25 protein-coding genes and 1 riboswitch are annotated in these 25,887 nt (G+C 48.6%); of the genes, 10 read left to right on the top strand and 15 right to left on the bottom strand.

Annotation, left to right across the window (positions count from 1 at the left end; all coding sequences use genetic code 11):
- Positions 1–321 precede the first annotated feature (321 nt).
- The 4 genes from mnmA to PGW97_RS05155 all read left to right on the top strand — a co-directional run bounded on the left by mnmA (position 322) and on the right by PGW97_RS05155 (position 4,843).
- On the top strand, positions 322–1,431 hold the full coding sequence (gene mnmA, locus PGW97_RS05170; protein WP_047884069.1) for a tRNA 2-thiouridine(34) synthase MnmA: 1,110 nt from the start codon (positions 322–324) through the stop codon (positions 1,429–1,431).
- 14 nt (positions 1,432–1,445) lie between these two features.
- Positions 1,446–2,063 (top strand): high frequency lysogenization protein HflD, encoded by a 618-nt coding sequence (gene hflD / locus PGW97_RS05165; RefSeq protein WP_047884068.1) that lies wholly within the window; start codon positions 1,446–1,448, stop codon positions 2,061–2,063.
- A 160-nt stretch (positions 2,064–2,223) separates the two neighbouring features.
- The gene (gene purB / locus PGW97_RS05160) at positions 2,224–3,591 is read left to right on the top strand and encodes an adenylosuccinate lyase (protein WP_047884067.1); all 1,368 of its coding nucleotides are present in this window, start codon (positions 2,224–2,226) and stop codon (positions 3,589–3,591) included.
- A 118-nt stretch (positions 3,592–3,709) separates the two neighbouring features.
- On the top strand, positions 3,710–4,843 hold the full coding sequence (locus PGW97_RS05155; protein ID WP_273859046.1) for a ribosomal protein uL16 3-hydroxylase: 1,134 nt from the start codon (positions 3,710–3,712) through the stop codon (positions 4,841–4,843).
- An 83-nt stretch (positions 4,844–4,926) separates the two neighbouring features.
- Here the strand turns inward: PGW97_RS05155 and oppF are convergent, their stop codons facing one another.
- The 6 genes from oppF to PGW97_RS05125 all read right to left on the bottom strand — a co-directional run bounded on the left by oppF (position 4,927) and on the right by PGW97_RS05125 (position 11,176).
- A complete protein-coding gene (gene oppF, locus PGW97_RS05150; protein WP_047884065.1) occupies positions 4,927–5,916 on the bottom strand; it encodes a murein tripeptide/oligopeptide ABC transporter ATP binding protein OppF in 990 nt (329 codons plus the stop codon).
- Positions 5,916–6,881, bottom strand: a complete 966-nt coding sequence (locus tag PGW97_RS05145; RefSeq protein WP_273859043.1) for an ABC transporter ATP-binding protein — start codon at positions 6,879–6,881, stop codon at positions 5,916–5,918. Before PGW97_RS05145 ends, oppF begins: the two co-directional genes overlap by 1 nt.
- 76 nt (positions 6,882–6,957) lie before the next feature.
- Positions 6,958–7,869, bottom strand: a complete 912-nt coding sequence (gene oppC, locus PGW97_RS05140; RefSeq protein ID WP_047884217.1) for an oligopeptide ABC transporter permease OppC — start codon at positions 7,867–7,869, stop codon at positions 6,958–6,960.
- A 14-nt stretch (positions 7,870–7,883) separates the two neighbouring features.
- Complete coding sequence (gene oppB, locus PGW97_RS05135) at positions 7,884–8,804, bottom strand: oligopeptide ABC transporter permease OppB (RefSeq protein ID WP_047884063.1); 921 nt, start codon at positions 8,802–8,804, stop codon at positions 7,884–7,886.
- Between the two features lie 118 nt (positions 8,805–8,922).
- On the bottom strand, positions 8,923–10,554 hold the full coding sequence (locus PGW97_RS05130) for an ABC transporter substrate-binding protein (protein ID WP_047884062.1): 1,632 nt from the start codon (positions 10,552–10,554) through the stop codon (positions 8,923–8,925).
- A 445-nt stretch (positions 10,555–10,999) separates the two neighbouring features.
- Entirely contained in the window at positions 11,000–11,176 is a 177-nt protein-coding gene (locus PGW97_RS05125) for a hypothetical protein (RefSeq protein WP_157038305.1), read from the bottom strand.
- Positions 11,177–11,835: 659 nt separating this feature from the next.
- Here PGW97_RS05125 and PGW97_RS05120 point away from each other — a divergent pair.
- The gene (locus tag PGW97_RS05120) at positions 11,836–12,240 is read left to right on the top strand and encodes a MerR family transcriptional regulator (protein WP_047884061.1); all 405 of its coding nucleotides are present in this window, start codon (positions 11,836–11,838) and stop codon (positions 12,238–12,240) included.
- 193 nt (positions 12,241–12,433) lie between these two features.
- Here PGW97_RS05120 and PGW97_RS05115 read toward each other — a convergent pair whose 3' ends face one another.
- The 6 genes from PGW97_RS05115 to moaA form a co-directional block, all read right to left on the bottom strand.
- On the bottom strand, positions 12,434–13,468 hold the full coding sequence (locus PGW97_RS05115; RefSeq protein WP_273859039.1) for a porin: 1,035 nt from the start codon (positions 13,466–13,468) through the stop codon (positions 12,434–12,436).
- Between the two features lie 468 nt (positions 13,469–13,936).
- Entirely contained in the window at positions 13,937–14,473 is a 537-nt protein-coding gene (locus PGW97_RS05110; protein WP_047884059.1) for a hypothetical protein, read from the bottom strand.
- Positions 14,474–14,867: 394 nt separating this feature from the next.
- Entirely contained in the window at positions 14,868–15,314 is a 447-nt protein-coding gene (moaE, locus tag PGW97_RS05105; RefSeq protein ID WP_047884058.1) for a molybdopterin synthase catalytic subunit MoaE, read from the bottom strand.
- A gap of 2 nt (positions 15,315–15,316) precedes the next feature.
- Complete coding sequence (gene moaD, locus PGW97_RS05100; protein WP_047884057.1) at positions 15,317–15,562, bottom strand: molybdopterin synthase sulfur carrier subunit; 246 nt, start codon at positions 15,560–15,562, stop codon at positions 15,317–15,319.
- Positions 15,559–16,038 carry a cyclic pyranopterin monophosphate synthase MoaC gene (gene moaC, locus PGW97_RS05095; RefSeq protein WP_273859037.1) on the bottom strand — a complete coding sequence of 160 codons (480 nt, stop codon included), beginning with the start codon at positions 16,036–16,038 and terminating at the stop codon, positions 15,559–15,561. The genes moaD and moaC overlap by 4 nt, the downstream gene beginning before the upstream one ends.
- 40 nt (positions 16,039–16,078) lie before the next feature.
- The gene (gene moaA / locus PGW97_RS05090; protein ID WP_047884055.1) at positions 16,079–17,068 is read right to left on the bottom strand and encodes a GTP 3',8-cyclase MoaA; all 990 of its coding nucleotides are present in this window, start codon (positions 17,066–17,068) and stop codon (positions 16,079–16,081) included.
- Positions 17,057–17,215: riboswitch (molybdenum cofactor riboswitch) on the bottom strand. (Overlaps the previous gene by 12 nt.)
- 181 nt (positions 17,216–17,396) lie before the next feature.
- Here moaA and PGW97_RS05085 point away from each other — a divergent pair.
- The 3 genes from PGW97_RS05085 (at position 17,397) to yvcK (ending at position 19,481) form a co-directional block, all read left to right on the top strand.
- Positions 17,397–17,624 (top strand): hypothetical protein, encoded by a 228-nt coding sequence (locus tag PGW97_RS05085; protein ID WP_047884054.1) that lies wholly within the window; start codon positions 17,397–17,399, stop codon positions 17,622–17,624.
- 154 nt (positions 17,625–17,778) lie between these two features.
- A complete protein-coding gene (locus tag PGW97_RS05080) occupies positions 17,779–18,354 on the top strand; it encodes an LON peptidase substrate-binding domain-containing protein (RefSeq protein WP_047884053.1) in 576 nt (191 codons plus the stop codon).
- Positions 18,355–18,650: 296 nt separating this feature from the next.
- Positions 18,651–19,481, top strand: coding sequence for a uridine diphosphate-N-acetylglucosamine-binding protein YvcK (yvcK, locus tag PGW97_RS05075; RefSeq protein ID WP_254463149.1), 831 nt, complete (start codon positions 18,651–18,653; stop codon positions 19,479–19,481).
- On the opposite strand, the gene PGW97_RS05070 is transcribed toward yvcK, so the two are convergent.
- From PGW97_RS05070 to uvrB, 3 genes are all read right to left on the bottom strand, one after another.
- Entirely contained in the window at positions 19,443–19,802 is a 360-nt protein-coding gene (locus PGW97_RS05070) for an Hpt domain-containing protein (protein ID WP_047884052.1), read from the bottom strand. The genes yvcK and PGW97_RS05070 overlap by 39 nt on opposite strands.
- 18 nt (positions 19,803–19,820) lie before the next feature.
- Entirely contained in the window at positions 19,821–21,254 is a 1,434-nt protein-coding gene (gene luxO / locus PGW97_RS05065; RefSeq protein ID WP_273859035.1) for a quorum-sensing sigma-54 dependent transcriptional regulator LuxO, read from the bottom strand.
- Between the two features lie 466 nt (positions 21,255–21,720).
- Positions 21,721–23,757, bottom strand: a complete 2,037-nt coding sequence (gene uvrB / locus PGW97_RS05060; protein WP_047884049.1) for an excinuclease ABC subunit UvrB — start codon at positions 23,755–23,757, stop codon at positions 21,721–21,723.
- A gap of 965 nt (positions 23,758–24,722) precedes the next feature.
- Between uvrB and rsxA the strand changes: the two genes are divergently transcribed.
- Together rsxA and rsxB are read left to right on the top strand one after the other, a co-directional pair.
- Entirely contained in the window at positions 24,723–25,304 is a 582-nt protein-coding gene (gene rsxA / locus PGW97_RS05055) for an electron transport complex subunit RsxA (RefSeq protein WP_047884214.1), read from the top strand.
- Positions 25,305–25,886 (top strand): electron transport complex subunit RsxB, encoded by a 582-nt coding sequence (gene rsxB / locus PGW97_RS05050; protein ID WP_047884048.1) that lies wholly within the window; start codon positions 25,305–25,307, stop codon positions 25,884–25,886.
- Position 25,887 lies beyond the last annotated feature (1 nt).

The following is a 25,887-nucleotide window of genomic DNA, read 5'->3' as shown; positions in this document are numbered from 1 at the left end:
TTTCATATGCCCGGTCATTTGCTTGAATCAGAAACAGAGCCAGCGTGACAAAAAAGCCAATCACACGAGGATTTTGTGATTGGCTTTGCTGCCACACCACATTTCTTAGTTTTTTCCGCTACAAGGACGAAAAAAACTACACATTTCAAATTCACTCAACTATCATTGCCGCAACAAAAGCAAACGTTTGCGTCAGTGGGTTCTGAACCACTGATTTGAGTCAGTTAAATAATTAAAGTGTGATTCTGCTCTCGCTCTGTTTCGGTAAAAAGCTTTCTGTTAGAATCACGCTCTTAACTTTCTTAACGACTGAAGAGAATTATGTCAGATAACAGCCAGAAAAAAGTCATTGTCGGTATGTCCGGCGGCGTTGATTCCTCGGTGTCCGCTTACCTGCTGCTTCAACAGGGCTACCAGGTTGAAGGCCTGTTCATGAAGAACTGGGAAGAAGACGACAACGATGAATATTGCTCAGCAGCGGAAGATCTCGCTGATGCGCAAGCTGTATGTGACAAACTGGGTATCCCCCTGCACACCATCAACTTTGCCGCTGAATACTGGGACAATGTGTTTGAGTACTTCCTGGCAGAATACAAAGCAGGCCGGACACCGAACCCAGACATTCTTTGCAACAAAGAAATCAAATTCAAAGCATTTCTCGAGTTTGCCGACGAAGTGCTGGATGCCGACTACATCGCCATGGGTCACTACACCCGCCGCTCTTTCCCGGCTGAAGGTGAAAAAGTGCAGATGCTACGCGGCGTCGACAATAACAAAGACCAAAGCTACTTCCTGTACACACTGAGCCACGAGCAAATCGCACGCAGCCTGTTCCCGGTTGGTGAACTGGAGAAAACAGAAGTACGCCGCATTGCAGAAGAGCAAGGTCTGGTTACCGCGAAGAAAAAAGATTCCACAGGTATCTGCTTCATCGGTGAGCGTAAATTCACTGAATTTCTGAGCAAGTACCTGCCAGCCCAGCCGGGTAAGATTGAAACGGCAGAAGGCAACGAAATCGGTGAGCACCAAGGGCTGATGTACCACACCCTGGGGCAGCGTAAAGGTCTGCACATCGGTGGCCAGAAAGGCGGCAACGGTAACGAAGATCCTTGGTACGTTGTCGACAAAGATGTAGAACGCAATGTACTGATCGTAGGCCAGGGTAAAGACCACCCTCGTCTGCAGTCTTTAGGCCTGATTGCCTCGCAGCTGCACTGGGTTGACCGTCAACCAATCCGTGAACCGCGCACTTGTACAGTGAAGACCCGTTACCGCCAGCAGGACATTCCTTGTACCGTTATCCCAGTGGATGATGAAACCATCAAGGTGATTTTTGATGAGCCGCAAATCGCGGTAACACCAGGCCAGTCTGCCGTTTTTTATGACGGTGAAATCTGCCTGGGTGGCGGGATTATCGAGAAGCGTATCTAAGGGAGTTGATACACGTGGCACACACTTTATATGACCGTACTATTGCATTCGCAGCTATTTGCCAGGCAGTAAAGCTTGTTCAGAAAGTCGCCCGTGACGGCCACTGTGATGATGACGCGCTGGAAGCGTGCCTGAACAGCATCATGGTGACTGACCCGTCCAATACCCTGGAAATCTACGGCCAGGAATCCAAACTTCGCCTGGGTCTGGAAGCACTGGTATCTGAAATTGACAATACACCGTCAGGCAATGAGCTGACCCGCTATCTGGTCAGTATTATGGCTCTGGAACGCAAACTGGCCAGCCGCCGCGACAGTATGGCTCAGCTGGGTGATCGCATTGATACTGCGAAGCGTCAGATCGAACATTTCGAGCTGATGGAAGATCAGATGATCAGCAACCTGGCCAGTATTTACCTGGACATCATTAGCCCGCTGGGCCCGCGAATTCAGGTGACCGGTACCCCGGCACACCTGCAGCAGCAAAGTGTTCAGCATAAAGTCCGTGCCCTGCTTCTTGCCGCAATTCGTGCCGCAGTGCTGTGGCGTCAGGTTGGTGGTAAACGCCGCCACCTAATCTTTGGTCGGAAGCAGATGGTTGAGCAGGCGAAAATTCTGCTGGCTCGCAGCTAATCAACGACTCAAAAAGCAATACCGATTGCGATACAACAAAAAGCGTTAGGTCGCCCGTCGATTGGCGGCCTGAGATAAAAAAGTCCTGCTGAGTGCCATTCAGCTTGGCAGGACCCTCAGTTATACCTTGTTTAAACCTCAAAAATCAGGAGAGAGCAACATGGAACTGTCAGCATTGACTGCTGTTTCCCCGGTAGATGGCCGTTACGGAAGTAAAACGAGTGCCCTTCGCAGCATTTTCAGTGAATTTGGTCTGCTAAAGTACCGCACCATCGTTGAGATCCGCTGGCTGCAAAAACTGGCCGCTACTGATGCTATCGTGGAAGTTCCTGCGTTTAGTGATGAAGCCAATGCCTTCCTTGACCGCATTGCTGCTGAGTTCAGCGAAGAAGACGCAATGCGCATCAAAACCATTGAGCGCACGACCAACCACGATGTAAAAGCTGTTGAATACTTCCTGAAAGAAAAAGTTGCTGAAGTTCCTGAACTGCATGCAGTGAACGAGTTCATTCACTTTGCCTGTACGTCTGAAGATATCAACAACCTGTCACATGCCCTGATGCTGAGCGAAGCGCGCGCGCACGTGATGCTGCCGGAAGTGCGTAACGTCATTGATGCGATTAAAGGCCTGGCGGCTGAATACCGTGACGTACCGCTTCTGACTCGTACTCACGGTCAGCCGGCTTCTCCGTCAACCATGGGTAAAGAGATGGCTAACGTGGCGTACCGCATGGAGCGCCAGTTCAAGCAAATCGAAAACGTTGAAATCCTGGGTAAAATCAACGGTGCTGTTGGTAACTACAACGCACACCTGTCTGCGTACCCTGAAATTGACTGGCACCAGTACAGCGAAGAGTTCGTGACGTCTCTGGGTCTGACCTGGAACCCGTACACGACGCAGATCGAACCGCACGACTACATCGCAGAGCTGTTTGACGCCTTCGCGCGCTTCAACACCATCCTGCTGGACTTCGACCGTGACGTATGGGGCTACATTGCTCTGGGTCACTTCAAGCAGAAGACTATCGCTGGTGAAATCGGCTCTTCAACCATGCCGCACAAAGTTAACCCAATCGACTTTGAAAACTCAGAAGGCAACCTGGGTCTGGCCAATGCGATCTTTTCTCACCTGGCACAGAAACTACCGGTTTCTCGCTGGCAGCGTGACCTGACGGACTCTACTGTTCTGCGTAACCTGGGTGTTGGCTGTGGCTACGCGATCATCGCGTACACTTCTACCCTGAAAGGTATCAGCAAGCTAGAAGTGAACCGCAGTGCACTGGAAGCTGAACTGGACAAGAACTGGGAAGTACTGGCTGAGCCTATTCAGACAGTCATGCGTCGCTACGGCATTGAAAAACCTTACGAGAAGCTGAAAGAGCTGACCCGTGGTAAGCGTGTTGACGGCGAAGGCATGCGTAACTTCATCGATGGTCTGGAACTGCCAGAGCACGAGAAAGCACGCCTGAAAGAAATGACGCCAGCCAACTACATCGGTGCAGCAATCGAGCTGACTGACAAGCTGTAATCACGTCATACAAAAATTTATATTCAAGGCCAGCACGATGCTGGCCTTTTTCTTTCTACAATAAAACTACCGACATTCGGGTATACTACCCGCTTACACAGTCAGCTATATATCAGATATGTATCAACTCACCTTCTCAATGGATGAATTTCTGGCCGAATACTGGCAGAAAAAACCCACGATTATCAAAGGCGGCTTCAAGCATTTTATCGACCCGATCAGCCCGGATGAGCTGGCCGGTCTGGCGATGGAAGAAGAAGTCGACTCCCGTTACATTGCCCGTCAGGGAAAAGAGTGGGACGTGAAGCACGGGCCGCTCAGCTTTGACCATGTCCCGGAAGACAACTGGTCGTTTACCGTCCAGGCAGTTAACCACTGGCACGAAGGTGCAGCTCGCCTCGTCACGCCTTTTCGGGCTCTGCCAGGTTGGCTGTTTGACGATTTGATGGTCAGCTATTCCACCCCGGGCGGTGGTGTCGGCCCTCATATCGATCAGTACGATGTGTTTATCGTACAAGGTTCCGGCAAACGTCACTGGCGGGTCGGACCGAAGAAAGATGACTATGAGGAAGAATTTGGTCATCCGGCCCTGCGCCATGTCAAAGGGTTTGATCCTATCATCGATGAGATTCTGGAAGCTGGCGATATTCTTTATATTCCGCCAGGTTTTCCGCATGACGGCTATGCCATTGAGACCGCGATGAGCTTCTCTATCGGTTTCCGTTCGCCGAAGAAACAGGAACTGCTGAGCAGTTTTGCCGATTATGTGATTGCGAATGATATTGGCGATGTGCATTACCACAACCCGAAACTGCATGCCCGTAAGGCCAGTGGTGCCATTCCGGCCAATGAATTTGCCGATCTGGAAGGGATGCTGCGCAGCCTGATGGATCACCCACAGCTAATGCGTCGCTGGCTGGGTGAACACCTGAGCAACAATCGCCATGATCTGGATGTGATTGCCGCAGAGCCACCATGGCAACAGGCGGAAATTTACCAGTTCCTGGAAAGCGGCGAAGCACTCAAGCGTCTTGGCGGCCTGCGAGCTTTCTATTACCCGGAGCAACCACATGTGGTCTTCATCAATGGTGAGACTTATGAATTACCTGAAGAGTGCGGTGTTGCGGCAACCTATTTGTGTGATGAAGAAAACATCACCCAAAACATGCTCGGTAAACTGTTGGACCATCCGGCCTTTATTGCCCTGCTGACCCAGCTGGTCAATCAGGGATACTGGTACCCGGTTGAGTAAATAAAGACAGCTTAGCCTGCCGGATACAGGCATAAAAAAAGCGCGGCTTTGACGCCGCGCTTAAAGCCTGTCACAGGCTTGGATTAGTGGGCATGCAGACAAGACACAGCGTGAATGTCAGTGCCTTCCAGCTGTGGTTTTTTCTCTGCACAAGCCGCGGTGGCTACCGGGCAACGTGTACGGAAAACACACCCCGACGGCGGGTTCATTGGCGATGGTAAGTCGCCTTCCAGCAACTGGATTTCTTTATTACGTTCGAGCTCCGGATCCGGAATCGGCACGGCTGACATCAGCGCTTTGGTATACGGGTGCTTAGGTTCGGTGAACAACGCATCCGCTTCTCCCATCTCCACCGCATTGCCCAGATACATCACCATCACGCGATCAGAAATATGTTTCACCACTGACAAGTCGTGGGCAATGAAAATCAGGCTCAGACCCATTTCTTTTTGCAGCGATTTCAGCAGGTTGACCACTTGCGCCTGAATCGACACGTCCAGAGCAGATACCGGTTCATCACAGATAATCAGCTTCGGCTTCAGAATCAGGGCGCGGGCAATACCAATACGCTGACACTGGCCACCGGAAAATTCGTGCGGGTAACGGTTAATCACGTTCGGCAGCAGGCCCACTTTCGCCATCATGGCTTTAACCTGTTGCTTTACATCATCAGAAGACAGTTCCGGGAAATACGCTTTTAGCGGCTCAGCAATGATTTCGCCAACCGTCATACGCGGGTTCAGCGATGCCAGTGGATCCTGGAAAATCATCTGAATGTCTTTACGCTTTTCACGCATTTCTTTGTGATTCAGCCGAGTCAGATCCTGGCCCAACCACACAACCTTACCGTCAGTCGCTTCCACCAGGCCAATGACGGCACGAGCAAAGGTCGATTTACCACAACCAGACTCGCCCACGACCCCCAGCGTTTCACCTTCGTAAAGGCGAATACCGACCCCATCCACGGCTTTCAGCTTGAGAGGTTTGGTCCACGGCCAGGCCGATTTCTGGGCAATATCAAAGTGAACTTTCAGATCTGTAATATCCAGCAGCAGGTTCTTTTGTACATCCATTACCATGTCCCCACATCAGAAAAACAAGCACGTAAGCGGCCATCGGCAAACGCTTCCAGCGCAGGCGCCTCCTGCGAACAGCGGCTGGATGCCCGGTGGCAACGCTCCTGATACGGACAGCCAACTGGCAGACGCAGAAGGTTTGGCGGATTACCCGGGATTGTCGGCAGTTCTTCTCCTTCCGTATCCAGACGCGGGATCGCTTTTAGCAGGCCTTCGGTGTACGGGTGTGCTGGCTTATAGAAAATCTCATCGATTTTGCCGTACTCCATGGTACGTCCGGCATACATGACCAGCACTTTGTCACAACTACCGGCTACCACACCCAGATCGTGAGTGATCATAATGATCGCCGTATTAAAGTCGCTCTTCAGCTCGTTCAGCAGTTCCATGATCTGCGCCTGAACGGTCACGTCGAGAGCGGTAGTCGGCTCATCGGCAATCAGCAGTTTAGGACGACACAGCAGCGCCATAGCGATCATCACACGCTGACGCATACCGCCGGAAAACTCGTGCGGGTACATAGTGATACGCTTGCGGGCTTCAGGAATTTTCACCGCTTCCAGCATACGTACGCTTTCTTCAAACGCTTCTGCTTTACCCATCCCTTTGTGCAACATCAGGACTTCCATCAGCTGATCGCTGACTTTCATGTACGGGTTCAGGGAGGTCATCGGATCCTGGAAAATCATGGCGATTTGTTCTGCCCGGATCTTATTCAGCTCTTTTTCCGGCAGGTTCAGGATCTCACGGCCTTCAAATTTGGCACTGCCAGAGATCACGCCGTTTTTCGCTAGTAATCCCATGATAGCAAAGACGGTCTGGCTCTTACCTGAGCCTGATTCGCCAACAATACCCAGGGTTTCACCCTGTTTCAGAGAGAAGTTCAGATCGTTTACCGCGGTGACAATGCCATCCTGAGTCTTAAACTCTACGCGTAGATCTTTGACATCTAATAAGCTCATAATACTTCCTTATAACTCTTCACCTTCAGCCTGAACGGTCAGTTAAGCCGTCAGGCCGACGGGCGTCTTATTATTGTTATCTGTCTTTCGGATCCAGTGCGTCACGCAATCCGTCACCCACATAGTTAAAGCAGAACAGGGTCACCACCATAAAGGCGGCAGGGAACATCAATTGCCAAATCGCCACTTCCATTGTCTGTGAGCCTTCTTGCAGCAATGCGCCCCAACTGGTCATTGGCTCTTGTACCCCAAGGCCCAGGAAGCTGAGGAAGGATTCTGTCAAAATCATTGACGGTACCAGCAGCGTGGAATAAACAGCAACGATACCCAGTACGTTAGGCACGATATGGCGGGTAATGATGCGCCATTTGCTTACGCCTGAAACATGCGCGGCCTCGATGAACTCTTTGCTGCGCAGCGACAGTGTCTGACCACGCACGATACGCGCCATATCGAGCCAAGAAATGGCCCCGATTGCCACGAAAATCAGCATGATGTTTCGGCCAAAGAATGTTACCAGCACGATCACGAAGAACATGAACGGAATGGAGTACAGGATTTCCAGAATACGCATCATGATGCGGTCTGTTCGGCCACCGATGAAACCAGAGGCCGCACCGTAAAGTGTACCGATAATCACGGCCACCAGCGCGCCCATGATACCGACCATCAATGAGATTCGACCGCCGATCAGGGTACGGGTGTAGAGGTCACGCCCCAGGCTGTCCGTCCCGAAGAAGTGCCCTTCCGGACCCAAACTTGGCGCGCTATGCAACGCGTACCAGTCAGTATCATCAAATGCGTACTGACTAAACATCGGGCCAAAAATCACGGCCAGAGAAATCAGGAACAGGATCGCCAGGCTCACCATGGCCGCACGGTTGCGGGTGAATCGAATGCGGGCATCCTGCCATAAGCTACGGCCTTCAATTTCCAACTGCTCGGAAAAATTTTCAACGGCCTTCACGTTTTCTTTTTTAGTAAGCATCATCTGTTGGCCTCTTAGTAACGAATCTTCGGATCAATGTACGCCAGCACAATATCAACCACGGCGTTGAAAATAATCGTTAGTGTCCCGATCAGGATAGTGATACCCAGAACCAGCGAGTAATCGCGGTTAAAGGCAGCATTCACGAACAACTTACCGATACCCGGCAGACCAAAGATAGTTTCGATAACCACAGAACCTGTGATGATGCCGACAAAAGCCGGACCCATGTATGACACCACGGGCAGCATCGCTGGTTTCAGAGCATGCTTCAGGATGATGTAGGTGTAGCTCAGTCCCTTCGCACGTGCAGTACGGATGAAGTTACTGTTTAGCGTTTCAATCATGCTACCACGGGTAATACGGGCGAATGTCGCCACGTAAAGCAGCGACATGCCGATCATCGGCAGCAGCACAAATTTTGTAGAACCGTCGTTCCAGCCACCCGCCGGCAACCAGCCCAGGTTGATGGAGAAAATGTAAATCAGTACCGGCGCGAGGATAAAGGACGGCATCACTACCCCGGCCATCGCCGTCGACATAATGCAGTAATCCACCCAGCTATTCTGTTTCAGGGCGGCAATGGTACCGACCGTGACCCCCATTACCAGAGCAAAGATAAACGCAAAGAAACCGATTTTTGCCGATACCGGCAAGGCTTCAGAAACCAGCTCATTAACGGTGAAATCTTTGTATTTAAATGACGGGCCGAAGTCACCCTGGACGATATTGGTCAGGTATGTGGTGTACTGATCAAATACCGGTTTATCCAAGCCGTATTTGGCTTCAATATTCGCCATCACTTCCGGCGGAAGCGGGCGCTCACTTGAGAAAGGGTTACCTGGTGCAAAGCGCATCAGGAAGAAGGAAATTGTAATTAACACCAACAGGGTCGGTATTGCTTCAAAAATCCGTTTAGCGATGAATTTAATCATAAACTCCACCGTTCATCAGTCTGTGACAGTCAAATCAACTGGTATAAAAATACCAAAGCTGCACTGCTCTCTTCCTGAGAGCAGTGCATAAAGGATCATTGCTTATAGTAACTATGAATTAGTCAGCGATGATGTAGAGGTCTTTACTGAAGATGTTATCTTCAGGGTTACGCTCTGGGTAACCGCCTAGCTTAGGATTTACCAGACGTGCGTTCACATAGTGGTAGATAGGCATGATAGGCATGTCTTTCGCCAGCAGTGATTCCGCATCTTTGTAAGCACTTGAACGGTCTGCGTCAGATGCAGCAGTCAGTGCCAGGTCCAGTTTTTTGTCGTAAGACTGGCTAGTGTACTTCGGATAGTTCTGAGAGTGGCCATCACGCATGATTGCCAGGAAGGTAGATGCTTCGTTGTAGTCACCACACCAGCCGGCACGGGAAACGTCGAAGTTACCCTGACGCTTGCTGTCCAGATAGCTCTTCCACTCCTGGTTTTCCAGCACTGCTGTCACGCCCAGGTTTTTCTTCCACATAGACGCGATAGCGACCGCAATCTTCTTGTGGTTTTCACTGGTGTTGTACAGCAGATCGAATTTCAGTGGGTTATCTTTGCCGTAACCCGCTTCAGCCAGCAGGGCTTTTGCTTTCTCTACGCGCTCTTTCTGAGACAGCTTAGAGTAGTCAGGCATTTCAACTTCCAGACCATTGGTCGCCAGTGGCGTGAAGTTGTAGGCTGGTGTTTCACCTTTACCAACGATGAATTTGGCAATAACGTCACGATCGATTGCATAAGACAGTGCTTTACGTACTTTCTCGTTATCAAACGGTGCTTTCGCCGTGTTGAACTCGTAGTAGTAAGAACACAGGTAAGGTGTCACTTTGACATCTTCCGGATGCTCTTTCACCAGACGGCTGAAGTGCTCGTTTGGCATTTCATAAGTAACGTCTACTTCACCGGCCAGGAAGCGGTTCATTTCAGCAACCTGATTTTCGATCGGCAGGTAAGTGACTTTGTTCAGTACAGTGTGGGCATTGTCCCAGTAGTTCGCATTGCGCGTCAGAACGATACGCTCGTTCACTACCCAGTTATCCAGCACGTATGCGCCATTGCTGACGTAATTTTCAGGGCTGGTCCACTTGTCACCGAACGTTTCAACGACCTTCTGGTTTACCGGCTTCATAGAAGTATGCACGGTCATTGAAACGAAATATGGAACGGGTTTTTCCAGAGTGACTTTCAGAGTGTGCGCGTCTACCGCTTCTACACCCAGTGTGTCAGGAGATTTTTTGCCAGAAATAACATCTGATGCGTTCTGCATTGTTGTCATTTCCAGGTATGAAGCATAAGGAGAACCCGTTTTCGGATCCGCCAGACGACGCCAGGCGTATACGAAATCGCCGGCAACCACTGGATCGCCGTTAGACCATTTAGCGTCTTTACGCAGGTGGAAGGTCCAGGTTGTGTTATCTGTTGTTTCCCATGATTCAGCAACACCGCCAACCAGCTTGCCTTCACCATCCTGGTTAACCAGACCTTCCAGCAGATCACGGATAACGTTAGATTCTGGTACACCAGATACTTTTTGCGGGTCCAGGGATTCTACTTCGGTGCCGTTGCCACGAACCATTTCCTGTTTATCAGCCAGTTTGACACCAGCAGGAACATTCGCAGCAAGAGTAGAAAATGATGTGGTTGCTACCGCCATACCCGCACCCAGAAGAAGAGCCTGGGTAATCTTATTCTTATACATGCATTAACTCCGATACATAGATTGTACGTCCTTGAGTCTCTTCGGTCGGCATAGACTCTAACCTGTTGCAATATTTGCATCGTTAATCCTAAACGACACAAAGCAACCGAAGAATTGGTCAAAACATTAGCAGGCATCGAAGTAATTTGCCACATTTTGTTTACAGAAAGCGACATAATTCTGATCTGTAACACCCATATAGAACAACCCACCAGATGCAACAAATGTTGCAGTTTGATGTATCACAGAACAGGTAATGAGGAGTAATTTCCGCCAGAAAACCCAAAAAATAACAAAAATTGAATAAATAATCATAAAACCGAACAAACCGGCAGCATATTCATCTTTTTGCAACGTTTAAAAAAAGAACAGTCAACTGGAGGTCTGTCAAAACTTGAACTCATACCAAAAAAAGCGCCTTTTCGGCGCTTAAAATTTGATCAGTCTATTTATTTTCACTGTCTATATTGATGTTTGGCGGGATATCATCCATCGATTCTGCTTTTTTCTCGACGACAGGCTGCCTGCCTTCATGACTGACCACCTCGTCAAACAGACCATCGTGGTTAATATCACCCAGCATTTGTTTAATCCGGCGATTGCTCATGCGTTTGTGCTTCATGGAACCCTCCGCTGTTAACCGTTAAGTGCAGTGCATGACAAGCCCGGTTGCCATGCAGGGCTGATAAAACAGACAAAGCAGACGTAGTGCAATACTCTTTTCTGACGGCTGTCATTTAGTCTGATAAACCAGCACTTCTACACTATGGCACAGGATGACCTATCCTGCCGGAAGGGTCCGATTCTCAGCGCTTTTTTAATAACTGCTATGCATATAAAAGAGACCTTATAGAATAAGTTTTTACATAGACTCATTTTCAAGACGGACACGTTTCTCTAACACATGAATAACGCTACTATCATCTCTGTTGGCTATGCACTTCATAACATTAGTCTTAACCAACACATTCCGTTCCCGTTCCGTTCTATCTTGAGAGTTTGAAAAGTATGAGACCAGCTGGTTGTTTTTCACGTCCAAGCCCTTCCCGTGTACGTCATGGTTATGTGCCTCCGGCTCATAAAACCAAAGACGGTACCAACGGTGCCAAATAAGCGTTAGCAGCCTTGACACCACCTCTAGCCCCTTGATTTCAAGGGGCTAGTTTCTTCTTTATTACCTCACTTGTTATTTGCTCCCCACTGTGAAATTATCCGGAAGGATCAAGGAACAGGTCCCGGCCCTGACGGCCGTAACATCAGTGGTAATAAACGGAATGTACAATGATCACCAAACCCTCCTCCCGGCAACACACCTACTCCATTTCTGAACTGGCTGAAGAATTCTCAGTAACCTTAAGAAGTATCCGCTTTTACGAAGATCAGGGGCTTCTGAAACCACAGCGAGAAGGAAAAAACCGCATTTTCTCTCGTCAGGACAGAGCACGCCTAAAATTAATCCTGCGCGGAAAAAGACTGGGCTTTACGTTGAATGACATTCAGGAGCTGTTTAATTTGTACGATGCTGAGGCTCAAAACAAAAAGCAGGTGCAGGTGATGCTCAATACTATTCGGGCACGGCAGTATAAACTGCTGCAGCAACAGGCTGATATCGACCTGATCATGATGGAGCTCAACGCTGCCGAGCGCAGGTGTTACCAGCAAATGAACAAATTCGACGAACACTGATGATACAGAACAGGCCACGTTCCCGATTTTTCCCTCTTTATATAGGAGGTACCTAAAGATAAAAAAGGTGCCTAAGTACAAGAGCATCTATATAAAGAAGGAGTAATTCTCAGCTGGCTGGTTAGCCTATCCGATAAAAAAGCCCGGCAGATACCGGGCAAAAATAAACAAGACAATGAACCATGGACCAGAATTACCAGTAAACGCGAGCACCTACAGCAAACGAGCTTTCGCCGTCAGCAGTTGCAATACCAACGAAGCTATCGCTTTCTTTGTTGGTGTAGCCCAGTGTGCTGCCGTCAGCATACGCGTATTCAACATACACACGTGACCAGCTGTTGAAGTGGTAATCGGTGCCAATGTAGAACAGTTTACCGTCACCATCTTCGGTGAATGCATCGGATTTCTGATCTGTATATTCATAACCCGCGTAAGCTGTTGCATTGTCCGCCCAGCTGAAAGTACCGGCCAGACTGTATGCGTCTTCATCGATGGTTGCACCAGTCGCTTTGTTTTCCAGTTCCGCGTTGTAGTACGTGAAACCGATCAGCGCCGGGCCAAAGGTATACTCAACAGTACCTTCATAGTAAGTGTTTTCGATATCCGCAGAAACACCATCGGCAATAGAAACGGTTTTATCACGGTTAACACCACCACCCAGGTGGAAGTTAAAACCACCAAAGCTTGATGCGACGAACAGCTCAGACAATTCCTGATTTGAATCATCTTCTGGCAAACCGTAGTTAGCAGCCAGAATGAAGTTTTCACCTTCGTAGTTATATTTAATCAGTGAATCGTGGCGAGCACCTGATAGCGTTGAATAACGCAGACCGGTTCCACCGAAGAAGTACGAGTAATCTGCACCGTAGATATCATCAGCAACAACCCACTGACGACCAAAGGAGATCTTTCCGAATTGAGTGTCCAGTCCCGCAAAGTGCAGGCGGTTTTTCATTGCATAATCTTCAGTATCGGTAGTGTAGTTAAGTCCGAATTCAACCTTACCGAAAACATCCACAGTATCATTAACTTTGTACTGCGCTTGCACACCAGCTCGTGATGAACCGGCATTTAGAGTCACATCCTTGTCCTCTAGCTTTTTGATTTCCGTACGCAACTGACCATAAAAATCGACCAGGGCCTCATCACTTTTCACGATTTCGACGGCCGACGCGGTGGTAGAGAATAATACGGCGGGAATAACTGCTGCTAGTAGTGTTTTTTTCATTTTACTTTCCTGTAATTATTTTGTGTATCAACTCGTCCTGAGTCGCCACGAAACATAGCAACAGAACTTTTTAACATCAACATAACAAAATACTGCTAAACAGCTTTCTAAAAAGATCTAAACCCAACCGCCAAAAACATACAATCAACAAAAAAATGAATAAAAAACCAAAAAAACAGAACCAAGCAATTGATAAATTAATCATTAAATGACTAAAACACCTTTTCACATCAGGAAAAATTAAATAACTAAAAGGAATATTTAAACTATAAACAAACAAAATAAATATAAAAAAATCACACAAAACAAACATGAACACCGCAAAGCAGAACAAAAAACAGTCTATTTTTATCCTCACAAAGAATTTAATAATGGGGGATTTTTGCAGGGACTTAAGATTGGGATGGGCAAAAACAAAAAAGCGGATATGAAAATACCCGCTTATCAAATATGAAGATGAATGAATATTTAATGAAGTGGAATTCTGACAACCCACACTTTATGCTGTTCACACACATCGACACCTTGTTCAGCCATTTGACGTAAATAGGCTAAACGATGATGCCCTTCCAATAAGTTAAACGGGGCTTTCAGCGTTTTGCCATTAAGCATGGGTAGATCTCTTTCATAGTGGAGAACGATAGGCGCAACTGGCCAAGTCCCCAGCAACTGCATTTCCTGAACCAGCCAGCTTCTCTGGAACAGTGGATTCATCATTCGACCCGATAATTTGTTCACTGTATCAATATGAGGCGTTTGGATTTTTGACTGAATATTCGTGGTCGTCCACTCTTCTAAACTGAATCGCATTGACTGAAAATCCAGCCAGCCCCAATTATAAAAAACGCCTTTCCAATGGCGATACACCCATTGTTCCAACACATCATCCGGAAAATGCGGCAAAACGCGCTGCGCTTTTTCTTTCCATTGTTCCCAGGGTTCGCAGAAGCGACTGCCAAATCCCTCGGGCTCTAATTCATAGAGTAAACGATCGCTCCTGATCATAGGCCAGCTCCCTTGTCTCATTCTTCGTTGACTGACTAAGTGATTTGTTACTGAATGCAATCTCATGATTAGCCGGATATACAAGCCCCTCACAACGCCCGATTAACCATTCAGTTTTAATGGTTATTTATCACCTTTAAATTTAAAGTAGCACAGGGGTAACAGAAAAAACACCCGAATAATCAAGAAAGTTTATGCAGCTGAATATAGGGGAATAGTTCGTGGTACAGCGTTTTCAACTGTAATGGATAAGGGATTGAATTTCTCTTTAGAGGATATAGCTAGGTACGCTGCTGGGAGAACCAAAAATTGTAGCCGGAAAATGGTAACGCAACGTAGCACAGCACCTGAACAGACAGATATCAGGTGCTGATACAGGTCAGCAGACTGCTGATTATTTTTCCCAACGTTTAGCAGCGTTAGTATCTGTCTCTCGGGCATCTACCCATCGGGACGCTTCCTGGGTTTGCTCTTTCTTCCAGAACGGGGCCTGCGTTTTCAGGTAGTCCATGATGAACTCACAAGCTTCGAAAGCAGCACCGCGATGCGCGCTGGTCACGCCAACGAACACAATCTGATCACCCAGATTTAAATCACCAACCCGATGAATCACGCGCACTTTTAGCAGCGGCCAGCGTGTACGCGCTTTATCGACGATCTCAGCCAGCGATTTTTCCGTCATTCCCGGATAATGCTCCAGCGAGAGTCCGGTAACACTGTCTCCCTGATTGAAATCACGGACTTTACCGATAAACGTGACAACCGCACCGGCGTCCGTCCCTTCCGCTAGCAGCGCATATTCCTCAGCCACCGAGAAATCTTCAAACTGAACAGAAATCATCATCAGCCTCCGGTCACTGGTGGGAAAAAGGCCACTTCATCACCGTCAGTCAGTTCGCTATCTAGAGACGTGATTGTCTGATTGACCGCAACCAGCAGCTTACCTGGCTCCAGCGCCAACTGCCATTTATCACCCTGCTCCGCCAGATGGGCACGCAGTGCTTCAGCCGTCGCAAATTCAGGTGTCATTTCCAGGCTATCCGTCCCCACCAACTCTTTAACCTGTGCAAAAAACAGAACTTTAATCATGCTTCCACCTTAAAATGACCCGATTTACCGCCCGTTTTTTCCAGCAACCTAACCTGACTGATGACAATATCTTTTTGCACCGCTTTGCACATATCGTAAATTGTCAAAGCAGCAACCGATGCAGCAGTAAGAGCTTCCATTTCTACACCGGTTTTTCCTGCTAGCTTACAACAAGATTCAATCCGTACTTTGTTTTCTGACTCAATGGCTTCCAGCTGTACTTCCACTTTTGACAGTAGCAGCGGGTGACAAAGCGGGATCAAATCCCAGGTTTTCTTCGCTGCCTGAATACCAGCGATGCGGGCTGTCGCGAAGACATCCCCTTTATGATGCTGTCCTGAGACAATCAACTGCAGTGTTTCAGGCGCCATATGCACAAAGGCTTCTGCGCGTGCTTCTCGTACTGTGTCTGCTTTTGCAGACACATCAACCATGTTTGCTTCGCCTGAAGCATTAATATGCGTGAACTGATTCATCCGTATTTACCAGAAGAAAAGAATTAGAGATCAGGCAGTCTTAACCGCCAATAGATGCCAGATGAGGAGTCATCCCGGTGTTGCCTTCCTGAAGAAAATGACTCACCGCTTTATCATTCAACCCACCCTGAATACGCGCGATCAACGCCTCTCGCTGGTCATCCTGCTGCATGAGATCACGTAAGTCGACACCGTGATCGCCAAACAGACACAGGTGCAGTTTCCCCATAGCAGAGACACGCAAGCGGTTACAGCTTTTACAGAAATCTTTCTCGTAAGGCATGATCAGGCCGATTTCACCCTGATAGTCCGGATGACAGAACACCTGAGCCGGGCCATCATTGCTGCTCTTGAGTTTAAGCACCCAACCGTTAGCAATGAGATGATTGCGGATCGCGACACCAGAGACATGGTGGTTATTGAATAACGTGTCCATCTCACCGGTTTGCATCAGTTCAATAAAGCGCAATTGAATAGGACGATGTTTGATCCAGGCCAGAAATTGCGGCAGCTGCTGGGAGTTCAGATCTTTAAGCAGCACGGTGTTGACCTTCACCTGCTCAAAACCGGCATCAAAAGCCGCATCAATGCCTTCCATCACCTGCTGAAACATGTTCTCGCCAGTGATCTGGTAGAACATTCTGGGGTCAAGGCTATCGACACTGACATTGATGCTCGTCAACCCGGCGTCACGCCATTGACGTACCTGCTTGGCCATCCGGTAACCATTGGTTGTGGTAGCCACTTTCTTAATGCCCGGCTGTTCTGCCACGGTGCGGATGATGTCGGTAAAATCTCGACGCAGGCTTGGCTCTCCGCCAGTGATGCGGACTTTTGTTGTGCCACATTCTGCAAAAGCAGCCGTAACTCGATGGATTTCATCCAGCGTCAGAAAAGACGGCTTTTTCTTCTCCGCCGGGTGGTAGCCATCAGGCAAGCAGTATGTGCATTTGAAGTTACAGACGTCTGTAACTGAAAGACGCAAATAATAGAATTTGCGATGGAAGCTATCTTCAAATTGTTTCGCCACGGAACACCTTTCCAAATATGGGAGGCCGATGCATTTCTTTATCGACCCTGGTGACAACCTGTCACTGGCTTAACTCACCTATCCCCGTCACAGACCCTAGGCCAAGATCAGGAACTTAGTGCAGCAAGCTCGGAGTTATGGCAATTGTGCCTCTGTTGATTAAACCGAAATGAGCACAATAGCGTACTGTTAATAAAAGTATCAGATCATTAGCACGTGTGGCAAATCACTGCAAAAAATTCGTGCCGCATTCTACCGTTCCACAGATTTCACGACAATACTACTTAAGTAAGTATGGGAATATTTTCTTACAAAAAGTGAGGATATTATGTCCAATATTATCGAATCGGCTTCAATTGATGATATTGCGCTCTACTTGCAGCGGGAAGAAGGTCTGGATGCCAAGCAAGCCAGGAAACAAGCTCAGCAAGTGATCGACGGTTTTCTGGATATGCAGGAGAAAGGATTAATTAAAGGATGGTACTTTGACGAACAAAGCCATTTAGAGCTGCTGCCTAGTGACAACGCGCTAAAAATCATTGCAAATCAAAAATGATTCGCAAAATGCACAGGAATATATGCAATTCGTTTTGCAAAATGAAACTACAACATTTTAAAACGGCCACCAGCGTAGAAATAACAGCGGTCTGAAATTCCGGCATCACATTTGCTTTGTCTATATCACCAGACAAAGGCAACCGGAGCAGACTATGAAACAGTACATTCCACTATTATTTCAAAAACGTCATATCTTGCCTGGTGGCCGTATTCCAATCCGTATCGCCCCTGGTACACAAATGGAAAACTTTAAATCGGCCATGAAGTCCAGTCAGAGTCTTGGTGTTTGCATGTTTGATCAAGATGAACACGGTCAGCACTTCTTCCATATTGGCACCCGCGTGACTGTCGAAGATTTTGACATCTCACCAGAAGACGGAACGCTGATTGTCACTGTGGTCGGCCACGAAACGTTTCGTATCGACAGCTTGCAGGAGTGCGATGAAGGCATGTTCATGGCGGAATGCGAAAGTATTCCACGCTGGCCGGACATTGAGCTTCGCCGGGATCAGCAAATTCTGGCAGACAAACTGAAAGTCGTGTTTGACAAGCACCCCGAACTCAGCGGGCTACACAAGAAAAAACAATACAACAACCTGAGCTGGCTGTGTCAGCGTTGGCTGGAGTTATTACCGGTACCGGCGAGTGAGAAACAAGTACTGTTGAGTGCTCCGAACTGCCATGACACCTACGACTATCTGATGAGCATTATGCAAAAACCGCATTGATACCCAATTGCTGCCGATGTTGTCTTTCCGCCCTCTCCGCCTTTTTGAGAGGGCATTTTTTATTCAGCCCACCCATACTAAACGTGATTAATATATCATCCCGGCACCTGCAGTTGTTTCCTCTGACATTGACAGGTTACACTCGGGGCACAGCAAGAATTTGATCACAGACAGACTCCATGACGTCAGACAGTACCCGCGCAATTACGGTTGACCCTCTTACACCGACCGATACCATTCCGGCCGACACCGGCCCACGCATTGTTGCCATTGGCGGTGGACATGGGCTTGGCCGCATGCTTTCAGCCCTATCCGACTTTGGCGATAAGGTCACCGGCATTGTCACCACAACGGACAACGGCGGTTCAACCGGCCGTATACGAGCCTGTCAGGGCGGTATCGCCTGGGGGGATACCCGCAACTGTATTAACCAGCTGATTACTGAGCCTTCGGTAGGGTCGATGATTTTTGAGTATCGGTTCAAGGGCAATGGCGAACTGGATGGCCATAACCTGGGTAATTTGATGCTTAAGGCGCTTGATAATCTGTCCATTCGGCCGTTGGAAGCCATCAACCTGATCCGGGACATGCTCAAAGTGCAACCTCATATTCTACCGATGTCAGAACACCCGGCTGATCTTTCTGCCATGACCCCAAGCGGAGAAATCATCTGTGGCGAGACCAGCGTCGATGAGCTGGAAGACGTACCGCTGCGGCTTTACGTTGAACCGGCAGTGCCTGCGACCAAAGAAGCGGTTCAGGCAATTGCACAGGCTGATTTAATCCTGCTGGGCCCAGGTAGCTTCCTGACCAGCATTATGCCGCCGTTACTGCTCAAAGAGATTGAGCTGGCACTGAAGCGCTGCCGCGCGAAGATCGTCTTTGTAATGAATCTGGATAAGGAAAAAGGCCCTGCGGGAAAAATGACCCTGGCCGATATGCTGCGTTGGTGTGAACGTTCGATGGGCGGCCGCCCGATTGATGTGATTGTAACTGATCGCCAGCAGGAGGCGATTGATGCGAAGTATCAGCAACTGATTATGCCCCTCGCATCAAACAACCACCAATGGCGGCACGACAGAGAAAAGTTACGACAGGCAGTTGACCGGATTCTCCAGGCTCGCTAATCGTCTGTATTCTATCGCCATACCTTCCACCATCTGTCTGTATTCAGGCAGATGGTCCAGAATCCACTGATCCTGCCCCTGTTTCACCCGAGACTCGCATTCCTGAGCCATTACGGCCAGTTCATCTGCCCCAAAGCTAGCGGCACTGCTTTTAATCGCGTGGCTGATCTCCCGTACCTGGCTGATCGTAGGCTGGGAGGATAATTGACGAAAATACTGGTCAAGTTCGTCGCTGAACACATTCAACAACAGCTGCAATGTGTCGTGACCCACTTCATCAGCCATTCGTTTGATGGTATCTGCATTGATAATCGATGTCATGCAATACTCTCCCTACAACTAACCTTGGGCTTCCTGCCAGGTTTGTAATTTTCGATAAATCGTTGACGGACTGACTTCCAATAAGCCCGCAGCGCGCGGAATATTTCCATCACAGGCATCGATGGCCGCCTGAATCGCTCGCTTTTCGACTACCCAGAGCGGTTCAACCTGTGACTTATCTACAATTTGGCTGGTTCCCACCGACGGTACTGGATCGCTGTCCAGCGGGGTACTCACCACTGTGTTACGAGGAGATGCAAAATTAACGCCACCATTGTTAATGGGAGGCGGAACCATCATCAGGGTGACTTCTTCACCACTATTGAGCACGACGATATTCCGAATTACATTCTGCAACTCCCGGACATTCCCCTGCCAGTGGTAGCGACGGAATAACTCCATGACTTCAGGTGCAAAACGGCTGAAGTTTTTGCCCTCTTCCACTGACATCAACGCCAACAGGGCATGCGCAATTTCAAGGACATCCTCCCCACGGTCACGAAGTGGTGGCAGGGTAATTGGAATGACATGCAGGCGGTAGTAAAGATCTTCACGAAAACGCCCTTCCTGCACTTCCAGCCACGGGTTACGGTTTGTTGCACAGACAAAACGGACGTCAACCGACTGCGTTTTGGATGAGCCCACTTTCTGATAAGTGCCGGTTTGAATAAAACGAAGCAACTTGCTTTGCAAATCCAAATCCATCTCACATAACTCATCAAGAAACAGGGTGCCGTTGTTCGCCATCTCCACAGCGCCCTGACGCTCGGTCGATGCCCCGGTAAACGCACCTTTCACGTGGCCGAACAGTTCACTTTCAATCAGCTCTTTTGGAATCGCGGCACAGTTAAGCGCGACAAACGGCTTATCGCTGCGTGGGCTGGCAGCATGAATGGCTTCGGCACACACTTCTTTACCGGTTCCGCTTTCACCGGTAATAAAGACTGTCGCTTTACTGGAAGCCGCTGATTCAATCACCCGATACACGGCTTGCATCGGTAAGCTGTTCCCGATAAATCCCTGATACTGCGCACCGGTTTGTTTTGAGGTTGTCTGCCCTTCACTTTTGCGCTGTTCTTCTTTCAGCGCCTGATTGACTGTCACCCGGAGCCGATCGGCTTCGCACGGTTTAATCAAAAAGTCCTGAGCGCCATATCGCATGGCTTCAACCGCCACATCGATTGAACCATGCGCCGTCATGATCACGACCGGCACATTCGGATAATCATTTTTGACCGCTTCCAGCACTTCTAAACCGGTCATATCAGGCAATCGCAAGTCAAGCAGGATCAAATCCGGGACGGTATCTTTAATAAACGCCAGCGCATCGGAACCTGTTCCAACGATAGTGACAGCCACTCCAAGCGGATTCAGGTAGGACTTGTACAACGTCGCTACGGACGCCGTGTCTTCAACCATCAAGACTTGACGATGTTTAGATTTGCTCTCCATTGCCCCTCCAAATCCAGTGACTCTTTACTAATTGTAATAAATAGAAAAAAAGAGGTATCACTTTTTTATTATGTTTGCATTTTTGTGCGAATTTTTCATTATGAATTGCATATTGATTTGCAAAATGCAATTCGCAGTACGGTTCTGCAAGTCAATCATGTTCAAAAACCCCACTATCCCTAATAAAAAAGTGCAATTAAAGAACACAACAAAAGTTGGCACAGAGCCTGCATTAACTATTGTGACTCTTCCTGAGAGTCAACCTAGCCAACTGACGTTGTTTGTGGAATATTTTCACTTAAACAATGACGCCAACCGACCTATTTTCGGTTGGCTTTTTTTTACCTGAAATTTGGCTACGCTGAACCGTTTGTCCTAATTCAGGCTGAAAAACTTGCCTTTCAGCCACTGATTACATGCAGCAAAGATACAAACTACAAAAATACTACGGCTCAGCGACGACTACTCAACTGTTCGCGATGAACTGCTCTCTCAGGCTGTGGATCTTATCGCGCAACTCGGCCGCGGTCTCAAACTCCAGGTTCTGGGCAGCATCATACATTTGCTTTTCAAGTCCCTGAATTTCCGACTCCAGCTGCTGCGGAGTCATCGTGCTATACGTACCTTTCTTCTCAGCCACTTTATGCAGCTGTGCAGCCCGATTCGTTTTACGGCCTTTACCGGCACCACCCAGCTCCATGATGTCGGACACTTTCTTGTTGAGTGCTTGTGGCACAATGCCGTGCTTTTCATTGTGCGCGATCTGCTTGTCACGACGCCGGTTAGTTTCGTTGATCGCCCGTTCCATTGACCCGGTTATCCGGTCAGCGTACAGAATCGCGCGGCCTTCAAGGTGACGTGCCGCACGGCCAATTGTCTGGATCAGAGAACGCTCAGAGCGCAGGAAGCCTTCTTTGTCGGCATCCAGGATTGCCACCAGTGATACTTCCGGCATGTCCAGACCTTCCCGCAACAGGTTGATCCCGACCAGCACATCAAACTCACCCAGACGCAAATCACGAATAATCTCAACCCGCTCAACGGTATCAATGTCTGAGTGGAGGTACCGCACTTTTACCCCATGCTCACTCAGATATTCAGTCAGGTCTTCTGCCATTCGCTTGGTCAGGGTTGTTACCAGCACCCGCTCATTTTTGGCCTCTCGAATACGGATTTCCGAGAGCAGATCATCCACCTGGGTGGCTACCGGTCGCACCTCAATTTCAGGATCCAGCAGGCCAGTAGGACGAACCACCTGCTCTGCAATTTCACCACCAGATTTATCAATCTCATAGCTGCCCGGCGTCGCAGAAATATAAAGCGTCTGCGGAGCCAGTGCTTCAAATTCTTCAAATTTCAAAGGTCGGTTATCCAGTGCCGACGGCAGTCGGAAACCGTACTCAACCAGATTTTCTTTCCGGGAACGATCCCCCCGGTACATAGCCCCGATTTGCGAAACCGTCACGTGGGATTCATCGATGATCAGCAAGCCATCTGGCGGCAGATAATCAAACAGTGTCGGTGGCGGTTCGCCTTCCGCGCGCCCACTGAGGTAACGGGAGTAGTTTTCGATACCGGAACAAAAGCCCAGTTCATTCATCATCTCAATATCAAACTGAGTACGCTGAGTAATACGCTGCTCTTCCACCAGCTTATTATTTGCCAGCAGATCTTTTTTACGGCTTATCAGCTCGACTTTGATGCCTTCAATAGCTTCCAGTACCCGTTCTCGCGGCGTGACGTAGTGGGTTTTCGGATAAATGGTATAACGCGGCAGATCGCGCTGCAGAATGGCGCCGGTAAGCGGATCAAACACACTGATACATTCCACTTCCTCATCAAACAGCTCGATACGGACGGCTTCTTTTTCCGATTCCGCCGGGAAGATATCAATGACTTCGCCACGCACCCGGAAATGCCCCCGCTCAAAAGCCATCTCATTACGGGTATATTGCAGCTCTGCAAGACGACGCAAGATATCGCGCTGGTCGATAATATCGCCACGGCGAATATGCAGCATCATTTTCAGGTATGAGTCCGGATCCCCCAGACCATAAATCGCCGACACCGAAGCAATAATGATGACATCGCGTCGCTCCATCAGCGCCTTAGTGGCCGACAGCCGCATTTGCTCAATGTGAGAATTCACCGAGGCGTCTTTTTCGATAAACGTATCCGTGGTCGGCACGTAGGCTTCCGGCTGATAGTAGTCATAATAAGAAACGAAATATTCCACCGCATTTTCCGGAAAGAACTCTCTCATCTCGCCATACAACTGCGCTGCCAGCGTTTTATTGGGAGCAAGAATCAAGGTAGGACGATCTGCTTCGGCAATCACATTCGCCACTGTGAAGGTTTTACCGGTTCCCGTTGCGCCCAGCAGCGTCTGGTGCGCCAGTCCGGCTTCCAACCCCTCCAGCAACTGCTTAATAGCCCCCGGCTGGTCACCGGAAGGAGCATAGTTGGAAGACAGCTTAAACGTTTTGCTAGAAGACTTATCCATAGAATTACCGTACTGGCTATATGATCAGTGGCCTACATTGTCCTATGCCGTTTTATTATGTCAATCATTCATCCAAGATCCAGCGTGCCACAATAGCTTTATGTATCTCCTGATCAGGGATTAACTGGCCGTATCTACACTCGACGCCATGGTTCAAAACTGAAACAAAAAATTTATATCTCACCTATTGATCCTAACTGGCTATCGGCGTATTATCACTGCCCTCACACAGCACATTGTCAACTTTATTTGGCAATACATCGCTTATCACCACCTCTTTTATACCTTTACTAGCACTTAGTTTCCCACAGCTTATCCAAGTTTCTGAGATTCTTAATTCACAGAAAAACGTGCCAGAAGAAATACCTGAAGTAATTACTCTAAATAAGATTTTCTGCCTCTTGCTTTTTTAGCTCATACCTTCTATTACAGCCATTTATTCCCTTTAACGATATCGGTCAAAAAGCAACCACACCGTATCAAAAGGGCGCTCTATGCTATTTTTCCATATATCAATTAACACACTTATCCACAGTTTCCGTGGATAACTCAGCTAACGCCTTGTCTTTACAGGCCAAGAAAAAAGCAAGCGGATAATGACGCTTTTCACGCTTTTTCTAACGAGCGTTTAATTCAAGCTCTAATTGAGCAATATTTAACCACAAACTCTTACTTTAGCCCTTCAACTTTCCGAAACACTCCACCTAGGATCGGAATCTGATTCTGAGGTTCCCTCCTTTACATTCGCCCCGAGGGTCAAGCGGATAACTGCCGACAGTGACAAAAGGATGCCATGCTTTAAATTCTGGTGACTTTGGTTAAGGAAAGTTAACTTAACCGTCAACAACCGCAGAATGAATGGCGAAAAGGTCGCCGAAGAGCAAAAACCCTGCTCGATGGGAGTTGTTATAGATCTTACAAAGGCAGATAATATTAGGATCTTTTGGAAATTGTATTTTGGCGGTATGACTGAATACCTTCTGCTTCTTGTCGGTACAGTGTTGGTTAACAACTTTGTACTGGTCAAATTCTTAGGGCTTTGCCCCTTCATGGGGGTCTCCAAAAAACTGGAGACCGCAATCGGTATGGGCCTGGCAACCACATTTGTGCTGACGCTGGCCTCGGTCTGCGCGTACCTGGTCGAAACCTACATCCTTGTTCCGTTGGGCATTCAATATCTCAGAACCCTGAGTTTTATTCTGGTGATTGCAGTTGTCGTTCAGTTCACCGAGATGGTTGTGCATAAAACCAGTCCGACACTTTACCGACTGCTGGGTATCTTCCTGCCGCTGATCACGTCGAACTGTGCCGTTCTCGGCGTTGCGCTGCTGAACATCAATGAACGCCATAACTTTATCGAGTCCGTGATTTACGGTTTTGGCGCGGCTGTGGGCTTCTCACTGGTGCTGATACTGTTTGCCTCCATGCGTGAGCGCATTGCTGCCGCTGATGTACCGACCCCCTTTAAAGGTGCCTCTATTGCCATGATTACCGCGGGCCTGATGTCTCTGGCCTTTATGGGCTTTACTGGATTGGTGAAACTATAAATGAGTGGGTTAATCATTGCGGTTATCGCGATTGCCGTCCTTGCCGCTATTTTCGGTCTGATCCTGGGGTTCGCCTCCGTCCGCTTCAAAGTGGAAGCTGATCCGATTGTCGAACAGATTGATGCCATCCTACCGCAGACTCAGTGCGGCCAATGTGGATACCCGGGCTGCCGCCCTTATGCTGAAGCCATTGCCAACGGCGATGACATCAACAAATGCCCTCCGGGCGGTCAGCCAACCATCGAGAAACTGGCCGATCTGATGGGCATTGAAGTGCAGGAAATGGCACACGATCCGGAAAAAAGCATCAAAAAAGTCGCTTTTATCCACGAAGACATGTGTATCGGCTGTACCAAATGTATTCAGGCTTGTCCGGTTGATGCGATCGTCGGCGGCACGAAGGCCCTGCACACCGTCATCAAAGAAGAATGTACCGGTTGCGACCTGTGTGTGGCACCTTGCCCGACGGATTGTATTGAGATGATTCCGGTCGAAACGACGCCTGAAAACTGGAAGTGGAATTTAAACCAGATTCCGGTGGTAAACCTTCCGGCAGAGCACAACGAGAACGCGGTGAAGTAAC

Source organism: Photobacterium sp. GSS17 (assembly GCF_028621875.1).
Lineage (GTDB): Bacteria > Pseudomonadota > Gammaproteobacteria > Enterobacterales > Vibrionaceae > Photobacterium > Photobacterium ganghwense.
Note: the sequence above shows the minus strand (reverse complement) of the source record. Positions and strands in the feature narration are given on the sequence as shown.